Annotated in this window: 9 protein-coding genes and 1 rRNA gene; 5 read left to right on the top strand and 5 right to left on the bottom strand. The window is 54.7% G+C overall.

Annotated features, from left to right (window positions below):
• Positions 1–173: 173 nt before the first annotated feature.
• A 5S ribosomal RNA gene (gene rrf, locus R3F64_RS03600) occupies positions 174–289 on the top strand.
• A gap of 225 nt (positions 290–514) precedes the next feature.
• Here the strand turns inward: rrf and guaD are convergent.
• The 4 genes from guaD to xdhA are packed head-to-tail and all read right to left on the bottom strand — an operon-like array spanning position 515 to position 6,563.
• On the bottom strand, positions 515–1,831 hold the full coding sequence (gene guaD, locus R3F64_RS03595; protein ID WP_332609797.1) for a guanine deaminase: 1,317 nt from the start codon (positions 1,829–1,831) through the stop codon (positions 515–517).
• A gap of 1 nt (position 1,832) precedes the next feature.
• Positions 1,833–2,705 carry a xanthine dehydrogenase accessory protein XdhC gene (gene xdhC, locus R3F64_RS03590; RefSeq protein ID WP_332609795.1) on the bottom strand — a complete coding sequence of 291 codons (873 nt, stop codon included), beginning with the start codon at positions 2,703–2,705 and terminating at the stop codon, positions 1,833–1,835.
• Positions 2,702–5,125 carry a xanthine dehydrogenase molybdopterin binding subunit gene (gene xdhB, locus R3F64_RS03585; RefSeq protein WP_332609793.1) on the bottom strand — a complete coding sequence of 808 codons (2,424 nt, stop codon included), beginning with the start codon at positions 5,123–5,125 and terminating at the stop codon, positions 2,702–2,704. Before xdhB ends, xdhC begins: the two co-directional genes overlap by 4 nt.
• Positions 5,109–6,563, bottom strand: coding sequence for a xanthine dehydrogenase small subunit (xdhA, locus tag R3F64_RS03580; protein WP_332609791.1), 1,455 nt, complete (start codon positions 6,561–6,563; stop codon positions 5,109–5,111). Before xdhA ends, xdhB begins: the two co-directional genes overlap by 17 nt.
• 201 nt (positions 6,564–6,764) lie before the next feature.
• Here xdhA and R3F64_RS03575 point away from each other — a divergent pair, with 201 nt between their 5' ends.
• On the top strand, positions 6,765–7,424 hold the full coding sequence (locus tag R3F64_RS03575; protein ID WP_264827391.1) for a TetR family transcriptional regulator C-terminal domain-containing protein: 660 nt from the start codon (positions 6,765–6,767) through the stop codon (positions 7,422–7,424).
• Positions 7,425–7,430: 6 nt separating this feature from the next.
• Positions 7,431–9,869 carry an ATP-dependent helicase HrpB gene (gene hrpB / locus R3F64_RS03570; protein WP_332609789.1) on the top strand — a complete coding sequence of 813 codons (2,439 nt, stop codon included), beginning with the start codon at positions 7,431–7,433 and terminating at the stop codon, positions 9,867–9,869.
• 76 nt (positions 9,870–9,945) lie between these two features.
• On the opposite strand, the gene R3F64_RS03565 is transcribed toward hrpB, so the two are convergent.
• Positions 9,946–10,152 (bottom strand): hypothetical protein, encoded by a 207-nt coding sequence (locus R3F64_RS03565; protein ID WP_320109342.1) that lies wholly within the window; start codon positions 10,150–10,152, stop codon positions 9,946–9,948.
• 214 nt (positions 10,153–10,366) lie between these two features.
• On the opposite strand from R3F64_RS03565, the gene R3F64_RS03560 reads away from it, so the two are divergent.
• Both R3F64_RS03560 and coxB read left to right on the top strand, forming a co-directional pair.
• Positions 10,367–10,540: a DUF2970 domain-containing protein gene (locus tag R3F64_RS03560; RefSeq protein WP_085920438.1), complete on the top strand. Its 174-nt coding sequence runs from the start codon at positions 10,367–10,369 to the stop codon at positions 10,538–10,540.
• A gap of 191 nt (positions 10,541–10,731) precedes the next feature.
• Positions 10,732–11,802, top strand: a complete 1,071-nt coding sequence (gene coxB / locus R3F64_RS03555; RefSeq protein ID WP_268901570.1) for a cytochrome c oxidase subunit II — start codon at positions 10,732–10,734, stop codon at positions 11,800–11,802.
• The last annotated feature ends 30 nt before the right edge of the window (positions 11,803–11,832 follow it).

The following is an 11,832-nucleotide window of genomic DNA, read 5'->3' as shown; positions in this document are numbered from 1 at the left end:
CGTTGAGCTAACGTGTACTAATGGCCCGTGAGGCTTGACCCTATAACACCCAAGGGGTCTGGTCGTGATGATAACGAGACAAACCGGATACGCGTACTGAGTCAAGTGTTGATGACACAGGGCTTGGTAAGAGACGCACACAAAGCACAGCATGATAGGCATTTAAAGTTACGCCTGACGACCATAGCAAGTGTGAACCACCTGATCCCTTGCCGAACTCAGCAGTGAAACCGCTTCGCGCCGATGGTAGTGTGGGGTCTCCCCATGCGAGAGTAGGTCATCGTCAGGCACCTATACCGCAGAAAACCCAGCCAATCGGCTGGGTTTTTTGTTTAGGGGTCTCCCCATGAAGAGTACCGGAGCGCCGACCGGCGGAAGGCCGCCCCCCGGAGCGCCGGCCGGATCATCGTCAGGCACCTATACCGCAGAAACCCCCGAGCACATCGTGCTCGGGGGTTTTTGTGTGCGTGGAAGAAAAGCCGTCGTTAAGACGGCGGCTTTTTAAAAATGGTGATTAATTATCCCTGTGATGCTGGCAAATGCCACCCGCCCAGGTTTCATAGATGGCTCGGTCGTCGGCCAGCATCATCAAAGCGAACAAGCGTTCTCCCAGCGTTTTACAGTGATTGATGCGACGCTTAAGCAGCGACGTTGCCTGAGTGTCGATCACTACAAAGTCAGCCTCAAGCGTGGGCGCCAATTGGCCGATATGGCTATCCAGTGAGAGTGCCTTTGCATTTCCTTTGGTCAAACCATAAAACCCCTGCCAGGCGGTAAGGGGCTGTCCGCGTAGCTGACCAACTTGATAGGCGCTTTTGAGTGTGTCAAATCCGGAAAGGTCAGTGCCTGCACCGATATCGCTGGCGAAGGTAAATGCCATGCCGGTTTCATTAGCGGCCTCCCGGTCAAATAGTCCGCTGCCAAGGAAGAGGTTAGAGCTAGGGCAAAAAGCAATATTTGCACCGCGTTCCGCCAACCGCTTACGCATACCGTTATCAAGATGAATACCGTGTGCAAAGGTGCTGCGAGGGCCGACAAGCCCCGCTTCTTCATACACCGACAGGTAGTCACGGCTGCCGGGAAAAAGCTCTGCCACCCAGTCCAGCTCCCCGCTGTTTTCCGCTAGATGAGTCTGTAACCAGAGGCTCGGGTCGTTACGTAGAAGGGCGCCTGCCGCATCCATTTGCGTTTTGGTCGATGTTGGCGCAAAGCGTGGGGTAACGCTATACCCCAACCGCTGCTTGCCGTGCCAGTCTTCAATCAGTCGCTCGCTGGCGGCAATACCCGTCGTGCCGTCCATAAGCGCCTCTGGCGCGTTACGATCCATCAATACCTTGCCGGCCAGCATGCGTAGTCGACGTTTTTGACAGGCAGTAAAGAAAGCATCCACGGACCCTTGATGGCTTGAGCCAAATACCTGCGACGTCGTGGTGCCTGCACGCAGCATTTCATCCAGAAAGGCATTTGATAATGCCTCTGCGTGCTCATGATTGGCAAAGCGACATTCCTCAGGGAAGGTATAGTCATTGAGCCAATCCAGCAGTTGCCGACCATAAGACGCCATTATATCCAACTGGACATAGTGAACATGGGTATCGATAAACCCCGGCATGATCAGCTTATCGCGATAGTCCAATACATCACTGTTTTCTGGTAGTGACGGCAATAATTCATTGAAATGGCCGACGGCATGAATATGCTGACCTTTCAACCAGAGCAATCCGTCGCCGTAATGCTCTAAACTGCCCGGCTTGGGCGTATCGCCAATGCCAGGGTCGCGGGCAAAACTAATCAATTCGGCACGAATCAACGTATCGGTAGTGGAATTCATATTAACTCTGGGTCGTTTTCGTATCGCCAACTAAAGCACGTACAGCGTTAGGCTCAAGGCCACGTGTTTCTGGTGAGGTGGGTTTGTCGGTTAGCCACAGCAATTCGGTGACCACCGTCATCGCAATGGCATAGGGGGTCTTATTATTGAGTTTGGTGGCGTGGATGCGTCCGATGGGGCTTCGCACACGCTCTATTTTCCCGGCGTCATGGCCTTCTCGCTGGAGACGTCCCTGAAAGCTTGACCATTTACTGTCGCTGCCAATTAGCCCGATGGATGCCACATCATCTCGCTCAATGAGGGCTGTGATGAGGGCGTAATCCTGATCGTGGCTATGGGTTAGTACGAGTGCATGCGTTCGCGGCGGTAATTCTGCGACCGTCCGATGGACATCGCCAAGTGTATGACAGCTAAGGCGTGATTGCTGTGACGTCTGCTCACTAAATATATCGCTTCGGCTATCGTACCAGTGCAGTTGCCAAGGCAACGGTGCGCTTAAGTTAACGATTTCGCGACCGACATGGCCCGCACCAAAGATAGCGACATGGGCTTCTGAACCTGGAAAGACTTCCAGCAGAATGTTGACGAAGCCGCCGCAGCACTGGCCGCTGCGGCCCCCCAGCGAGAAGGCTTCAAGGTGAAGGCCATAACGCTGATGGTATAAATAATCCCGCGCCGCGCTGATCGTCTGCCACTCGAAAGTACCGCCACCTAGCGTATCGAAGATAGCCTCTTCAGTAATCACCATTCGCGCACCAGGCTCGCGGGGTGTCGAGCCTGCGCTGGTCACCTGAGTTGCTAGTACATGGGGGATGCCGTCGCGCTGTAAGCGATGCAGCGCCGCATGCCAGCTTTCTGGAGTGGGTAAGGTCATAGTGCTTTCTGCCTGATGGCATTTGCTGCCAACATGACCCGTTCAGGTGTTGCCGGGGTATCAAGATGGGGGGATGCCTGATAGCCCGTCAGGCTTGAAAGGGCATCTCGTAATGCCGACCACACGCAAATCCCCAGCATGAAGGGCGGCTCGCCAACGGCTTTGGAGCGATAAAGGCTCGCCATGGAGTTGGGGTGGCCTTCCAGAAGTTCGACATTGAAAATCGGTGGCAGGTCGCCGAACGTGGGGATCTTATAAGTTGCCGGCCCGTCGGTGATCAGCATGCCTTTATCATTCCATTTGAGCTCTTCGCTGGTCAGCCACCCCATGCCCTGTATAAAGCCGCCTTCCACCTGGCCCATGTCAATGGCAGGATTAAGTGAATCGCCCACATCGTGGAGTATATCCACGCGCTCCACCTGATATTCACCCGTCAGTGTATCTACGCTGACTTCGCCTACTGCTGCGCCGAAGGCATAGTAATAGAAAGGGCGACCCTGGCCGTCGGCGCGGTTGTAATAAATCAGCGGCGTTGCATAAAAGCCTTTTTCCGACAGTGAAATACGGTTTAGGTAGGCGGTCTGGACGAGCTCACCCCAGGCGATACGGCGCTCACTTTCGCCAATGCCGGCAATCAGCATACCGTCTTCCAGGCGCATGCCTTCACGATCCAGGCCTTCTGAATAGTGCTCGGCGGCAAAATCGAACAGTCGCTCCCTCAGCTTGCTGGCGGCGTCCCGCGCCGCCATGCCGTTCAGGTCGGCACCGCTGGAGGCGGCGGTGGGCGATGTATTGGGTACCTTGTCTGTGCGGGTTGCACTGATGCGGACGCTGTCCAGATCCAGCCCCAGTTCTCGAGCGACTACCTGACAGATTTTGGTATGTAGGCCCTGACCCATTTCCGTGCCGCCGTGGTTGATCATGATACTGCCATCGGTATACACATGAAGCAGCGCGCCGGCCTGATTCAGGTGCTGAGCAGTAAATGAGATGCCAAATTTGACCGGGGTAAGAGCGAGGCCCTTTTTGATAATCGGGCTTGCCGCATTGAACGATGTAATGGCCTTACGACGCGACCAATAGTCACTGCTGTGTTCCAGCGTGTCCACCAGGGTGTGAAGCAATTGGATCTGATCGACCTGCTGGCCATAGTGGGTAATGTCGCGACCCTGGCGATAGAAATTGCGCTTGCGGATGGTCAGTGGATCCTCGCCGATCCGGCGGGCGATGTCATCCATGGCGGCCTCAATGATCATCATTCCTTGAGGCCCTCCAAAGCCTCGAAAAGCAGTGTTTGAGGCCGTATGGGTCTTGGCGCGATGCCCTGTCACGCGCGCATTGCCCAACGAGTAAGCGTTATCGGCATGAAACATGGCACGATCGACGATGGCGTCTGAAAGGTCGGGCGAGTAGCCGCAGTCGCCGATCACGGTGATCTCGCCGCCTTCGATGACTCCCTGATGATCGATCGCCAACTGATAGCGGTTATGGAAAGGATGCCGCTTACCCGTGGCGCGGGTATCCTCGCTGCGTGGCAACCGTAGGCGAATGGCCTTGCCCGTTCGGCGCGCAAAAAGCGCTGCCATACAGGCCCAGGGAGAGGCCTGGGTTTCTTTGCCGCCAAAGCCACCGCCCATGCGGCGAACTTCAACGGTTACCGCGTGAAAAGGAATGCCGAGCACTTCGGCAACGAGCTTTTGGGTTTCGCTTGGGTGCTGGTTGGAGGTATGGACGATGACGCCTTCATCTTCGCTGGGCAATACAATGCATGCCTGTCCTTCCAGGTAAAAATGCTCCTGGCCGCCAATAAAAAGCTCGCCTTCGATGTGCTGCGATGCTTGTTCCAGGGTTGCCTGCCAATCACCACGCTCTTGAACGTGGGTGGGGCGAACGAACTCTTCACGCTCGGTCGCCGCGAGAGGATCAAGGCTGGCGGGTTGTTCGTCGATATCCAGCTTGGCAAGTTTCACGGCCCGGCGCGCGGCCTGTAAGGTTGTTGCAGCCACGGCAAAGAGGCATTGGCCTGCATAGCTGATTTCCCGGTCCACAAAGATAGGATCACCCGGGAATACCGGGCCAATGTCAGTGTGCCCCGGTACGTCATCAAACGTTATAACATCGATAACCCCAGGTGCTTGCCTGACCGCCTCAAGGTTGAGCTTGGTTAATGTGCCATGGGCGACAGGCGATAAGCCAAGTGCAACGTGCAGGGCATCAGCCGGCGTTTTGATATCGTCAATATAAGCTGCCTTACCCGTGACGTGTTTATGAGCGCTTTCGTGAAAGCTTGCACTGCCCGCCTGGCGTCGACTCTGGTTATCGACCGTATGGCGAGCAAGTGGGCCGGAGCCTTGAATATGGTCATGCAATTCACGGCGTGCACGGTGGCTGTCGACATCGAGTTTAGTGAGCGTACGCATGGAGCATCACCTCCTGATTGGGCGCGCAAAGCGTCAGGTACAGGCGCTCTAGCAGGTTGCGAGCGGCTTGTTGGCGATAAAGCTGGCTACCCCGCACATCGCTCATGGGATGAAATTCGTCGTCAAGCGCCTGCTGTGCGGCTTGGAAGCTGGCTTTCGACAGTGGCTGGCCATCCAGTGCTTTCTCGGTCGCAAGGGCTCGTTTAGGGGTTGCGGCCATGCCGCCGAACGCGATGCGCACGTCGTGCATGACACCTGCCTCCAGGCGGTAGCAGAAAGCGCCCAACACCGCTGATATATCATCCTCCCGCCGCTTGGAGAGCTTCCAGACACGCAGCATGCTGTTATCAGCCAGTTTTGGAACAAATACCCGGCTGACAATTTCATCTGCTGCCAGCGCGGTTTTTTTATAGTCGATAAAAAAAGTACTCAAAGGAATTTGCCGAGAGCCGTCAGCGTTTGCCAGTTCTACCCAGGCATCGAGTGCCAGCAAAACGGGGGGGGTATCACCAATGGGAGACGCATTGGCGATATTGCCGCCGATGGTGCCTGTATTGCGTATTTGTTGGGAACCGAGACGGTGTAGCAAATGGGCAAAGGCCGGGAAGTGGGTGTCCAACAGCGGCTCAAGCTGGGTGTAGGTGACGCCAGCGCCTACCCACCAGCCTGATTGTTCCTGAAAAGTGGCTTCCTCAATCCGGCGGAGCTCGTTAACCCGGGAAACATCAATCAGTTGATCCAGTTCGACAAGGCGCTGAGTGTTTTCCAGCCATAAATCCGTTGCACCGGCGACGAGGCGCGCATTGGGGTAACGACGGCGCACTCTGGTCAGTTCATCCAGGGTGGTTGGCTGGGCAAACAGCGATGCGTTGTCTTCTATCCGCTCAGAATCGGGCGCTGATGCAACTGGCGGTGAGGCGTCAAACCATTGGGGGGCCTGCCAGGAAAATGATTGCATGCTCAAGGCCGCATCGCGGATAGGGCGATAGCCGGTGCAGCGGCATAAATTGCCTCCTAAAACGGCTTCCAGGCGTTCCGGAGTCAAGGGGGCAGGGCGATGTTGCTGAGTGGTATGCAGCGTAAACAGCGACATGACGATACCCGGCGTACAAAAACCGCACTGACTGCCGTGACATTCAACCATGGCCTGTTGCGCAGGGTGCAACTGACTGCCTTGCGCCAAACCTTCGATAGTGACCAAGTGGCGACTGCTAAGCTGATGTGCTGGCGTGATGCAGGCATTGATGCTTTGAAAGCACGCTTGAGCATCACTCGGGTTGCGAATGGCAACCGTACAGGCGCCACAATCGCCGGAGGCGCAACCTTCTTTGGTGCCCGTCATCCCCAAATGGTCGCGTAATAGCGTTAAAATGCTTGTGTCCGGTGGCACATCGCATTGCTTGGGGATGCCATTGAGCAAAAACTCAATCGTCGCCATACCAAACTCCATCTTCATTGTTTTGACCGATCGGTCAATATCATTTGAGCTTGAGACAAAATCGGCGGTTATGCAAGGCTTCGAGTGTTGCACCGGTAAGGTGCAAATAACCGTATTACGCGGGGTTTTGGAGCATGTAATGTGAAGCGCCGTTATCTGCCCCCACTCATCTACCCAGCACCTGATAAAGGAACTCAGTGAATGACGGCTGAAACAGCAGACCAGGATAACGTCGGTAGGGATCACATCGAACGCTGCATTTTGCGCGCGGCTGAACAGGTGTTTTCGCAGTATGGCTACCGGGGAGCAAGCCTCCAGGCGATTGCCGATAAAGCCGGTCTGCCCAAAGCGAATATCCTGTATTACATGGGCAGCAAGCAGGCGCTCTATGTGCGGTTGCTCAATCGCATGATGAGCCGGTGGAATGCAGTGCTTGAGGACATCACACCGGAAAGCGACCCAGGACGCGTTCTCAGCGAATTTATTCGCACCAAGGTAGTGCTTGGTCAGCGTTATCCCGAAGGCTCAAAGCTGTTTGCCGCTGAAATTTTAGCGGGTGCTCCTTTTCTGAATAAATACCTGTCCGGTGAACTCCGTGATTGGGTCGCTTCCCGGGCGGCCGTTATTCGTCAGTGGTCGAATCAAGGCAAGATGGACGATCTGGACCCACATTTGCTGATTTTTCTCATTTGGTCCGCTACTCAGCATTACGCTGAATATAGTGCCCAGGTCACCGGTATTCTAGGTAAAGAGGCACTTGATGAAGCAGACCTGGAGTCGATTTGCCAATTCCTTGAGCAGGTGATCCTGAAAGGCTGTGGTGTGCCGCGTCCCGATGCATCGCCCGCAACGCCGCGGTGATTGGTTATGACCACGCTACCTATTGAGCCGCATTTAACCTCCCTGCAAGAAGCCCTGGACGACCATAATCGACTTATTTTGGTGGCCCAGCCTGGGGCGGGCAAGACGACGCGAGTGCCCATGACGCTTTTGAATAGCCATTGGGCGCAAGGCAAAACGCTATTACTGCTGGAACCACGACGAGTTGCAGCTCGGCTAGCGGCAAATTTCATGGCTCAGCAGCTTGATGAGCCTATAGGTCATACGGTGGGCTATCGAATGCGGGGCGATAGTCAGGTAAGTCGATATACCCGCCTGGAAGTCGTCACCCAAGGGGTTCTGACCCGTATGCTGCAGGATGATCCGCTGCTTGAGGGGGTTGGCGGCATCATCTTTGATGAGTTCCATGAACGCAGCATTGACGCAGACCTGGGGTTGGCTCTGGCGTTAGATGTACAGCAAAGCATTCGCGACGATTTACGCCTCATTGTGATGTCCGCCACTATCGATGTGGCGGCTTTACGGAAAGTGCTTGGGCAACAGACGCCGGTGATTGAAAGTACGGGGCGCCAGTACCCGGTTGAAACGATCTATCGGCCGGTGCAGCGTGATACAGCTTTGGAGACACGCGTCTGCGAGGCAGTTGGTGACGCCCTCAAGCGATCGGGTACGCGCGATATTCTGGTTATTCTGCCGGGCGTAGCCGAGATAAACCGGCTGGTGAAGAAGCTGTCAGAGAGTTGGCTTGATATCGAAGTGCGCACGTTGCATGGTCGCATGTCAGTAGAAGCGCAGCAGGCTGCCCTCCAGCAAAATGCTTCACGTCCTCGGGTCATCGTATCGACGGCTATCGCGGAGTCGAGCGTGACAGTGGATGGCGTTAATGTGGTGATCGACGCTGGTTTAGAGCGTGTTCCGCTGTTCCAGCCTCGTTTGGGACTCACGCAACTGACCACTCGGTGGGTTAATAGCGCCAGCGCCGATCAGCGGCGCGGTCGCGCGGGTCGACAATGTCCAGGGCTATGTTTCCGCTTATGGTCTAAAGAACAACCGCTCGTCCCCTTTGGTGAACCTGAAATACAACAAGCTGATCTCTCGAAACTGGTGCTTGAACTGGCGTCCTGGGGCGTACAGTCTCCCGACGATCTGACGTGGGTGAACCCCCCGCCTAGCGGCGCCTGGCAGAGTGGCAAAGCACTGCTGAAAAAGCTTGGCATCATTGATCGAACCGGCATGTTGACCTCGGTGGGTGAACAGTGTGCACGTTGGCCGGTGGCCCCAAGGCTTGCCGCAATGTTGGTGAAATCAGCCGACATCAACGCGACGGCGTTGGCCTGTGGGCTAGCCGCGCTCCTTGAAAGCAGGGAGCGTATCAACGGCTCGCTTCGCAATGCGCTGGATCTGCGTTTTTCTCAACCTGCACGGTACCCTCAGTGGCAGCGTGAGGCCAAGTGGCTGGCACGGAGTGCACACGTCGATTTCCCAGGCAAGGTTGACGACGCATTGTTAGGTGCACTTGTGGCGCTGGCGTATCCAGAGCGTATTGGTCAGTGCATCAGCCCAGGTCGATTCAAACTCGCCAATGGTAAAACGGCGACCTTACTGAACAGCCATCCGCTTGCCAGTGAGCCTTACCTGGTTGCTGTCAACGTTGAAGGGGCGGCCAGCGAGGCGACGATATACGTGGCGGAGTCGCTTCCGCTAGATACCCTTAACAGTCTTTATCCGGCCACCCGGCAGTGGGTCAATCGCGTCAGCTGGTCGGACGCCCAAGGCAGACTGATTGGAGAAAGGGTGCAGTGTCATGGTGAGCTGGTGTTAGCCGCTTCTCCGCTCGGCAAGTTGCCCGAGGAAGACGTCACAGCGGCGCTGTTGAGCGCTTTGGAGCAGCGTCCTGAAATGATCTTTAATTCATGTGTTCAGCAGCTACAGGGACGTATGGCGATGCTGCACGAGTCTTTTGAGCGTCACTGGCCAGATTGGTCGGACAGTTCATTGATAAAAACACTTGAAGTCTGGCTCGCTCCCTACATGATCGGGGCGACCCGCATGAGCCAGGTGGAAAAAATGCCTTTCGAGACATACTTGCTGGCGTCACTGAGTTGGGATCAGCAGACTCAGCTTGAGCGCTTGGCGCCCACTTCGTTAACCGTGCCAAGCGGTCGCGATATATCGCTTGACTACACCCCGTGTCTGGAAAGTAGGCCACCGGTGCTCGCGATCAAGCTTCAAGAGGCGTTTGGCTGGCAGGAGACACCAAGGGTTGTCGATGGTCGCGTCGCCGTCATGGTTCATCTGCTATCACCGGCGGGGCGACCCCTTCAGGTTACTCAGGATCTGCACAGCTTCTGGGTGAACGGCTACCCTGATGTACGAAAAGAAATGCGAGGGCGCTATCCAAAGCATCCCTGGCCCGAAGATCCTCTTGCCGCACCAGCTACCGCAAAAACGCATAAGCGCAGATAAACGAAACACCCATATCATGTATAACGGGTTTTAGGGCCGTTTGACGTTGCGTTTAATAGCGCATTGATGACCGCTTTTATTCAGGGATCTCACCAGGCTTGCGGTAGCGCACTCCTTGAGCGCGACGTTCCTCTTCCGTGAGCCTCTCATCCTCAGCTGGTACGCCAAATACTGTCTCCTTGGACCCGTCTTCCCAAGTGTAAGTGGTACAGCCGGACAACAACGTGACCAGCAGGCATGATGCCATGGCCAGGGTGATTATTTTCAACATTTTCATGCGCATCAGTTATCTCCGCAGGGCACGTTAAGATCAATATTATCAATCAACTATAGAAGTCGATAGCGGAATCGTAAATTAGCAAATAAACAATGTTCCAAGAGCGTTGAATGACTACCAGGGTAACATGTCGCGTGTGAGCTATCGTTTAAAATAGCGTATTACAGCAGAACAGAAAGCCGTCGATAGCCACATCGCGGCAAGCGGCAACGAGGTGAGTATGTGGTCGGTAATCAAATCGGTGCTCGCAGCACTCATCGGTGTTCAAAATGACCGTCAACGGCGTGAAGACTTCAGTTCTAAGCATCCAGCTGCGTTTATTATTACATTTATTATCATTACGTTAGCGTTTGTCGTGGCGCTTTGGGCTCTTGCTACTGTCGTTGCGGGATAAGCAGACCAGCTTTATTTTTTACAAATCACGTGAACATTGGCGGGTGTTTTCTATACTGCAGTTGACAACGTTATATCGGCATTCGTCTGTTGCCTACATCCATGCAGGTTGCTGGTTTCAGCCACAACAAAAAAAACAAGGGGGCTTCAATGCGCTTATGGTGGCGACCATCAGTGTTCAGTGCAGGCGTGATGAGTAGCAGTGTCTGCTTTGCTCAATCGTGGAACATGCCGCTCGGGGTGACCAATGTAAGCCGCGATATCTTTGGTCTACACATGACCATTTTCTGGATATGTGTCGCCATTGGTGTGGTGGTTTTTGGCGCTATGTTCTTCTCGCTTTTTCGCTATCGTCATTCACAAGGCGCCAAAGCCGCTCACTTTCATGAGAACACCAAGGTAGAGATTCTCTGGACGGTAATTCCTGTACTGATTCTTGTCGGCATGGCCGTACCGGCGACGGCCACGTTAAAGAATATGTACGATGCTTCAGATGCTGAACTGGACGTTATGGTAACGGGCCAGCAATGGCGCTGGCGCTATGAATATCTGGGGGAAGATGTCGCGTTCACCTCCAACCTCAGTACGCCCCGCAGCCAGGTAAGTGGCGAGGAAGTTAGAGGAGAGAACTATCTCCTGGAGGTTGATGAGCCACTAGTCCTGCCTATCAACCGTAAAATCCGTTTTTTAATGACGTCAGATGACGTTATACATTCCTGGTGGGTGCCTGATCTCGCCGTCAAGCAAGATACGATTCCTGGGTTTATTAACGAAAACTGGGTCAGGATTAACGAGCCTGGAATGTATCGTGGGCAGTGTGCTGAGCTTTGCGGCATTGACCACGGCTTCATGCCGGTAGTGGTTCAGGCTATGGAAGAAGAGGCCTTTGATGACTGGCTGACAGAACGCAAAAAAGCGGCTGAGCAAGAAGCGCAGGGGGTTGGGCGTGAATGGGCAATGGAAGAATTAATGGACAGAGGAGAGGCTGTCTATGAATCCATTTGTGCATCATGTCACCAACCAGATGGACAGGGTTCTCCCCCCGCATTTCCAGCGCTCGCGGGAAATCAGCAACTGATTGATGATCTCGACTGGCACTTGGACAAAGTCATCAATGGCGTTTCGGGTGCCGCAATGCCTGCGTTCCGAAATACGCTTAATCCGGTCGAGATTGCCGCGGTCGTTACCTATACGCAAAACGCCTGGGGCAACGATACCCAAAAGCAGGTACAGCCCGCGCGCGTTGCAGAACAAACAGAATGATCGATAGGTACTGCAGGTTACAGCGAAAAG

The sequence above is a fragment of the Halomonas sp. 5021 genome (assembly GCF_036663435.1).
Lineage (GTDB): Bacteria > Pseudomonadota > Gammaproteobacteria > Pseudomonadales > Halomonadaceae > Vreelandella > Vreelandella janggokensis.
Note: the sequence above shows the minus strand (reverse complement) of the source record. Positions and strands in the feature narration are given on the sequence as shown.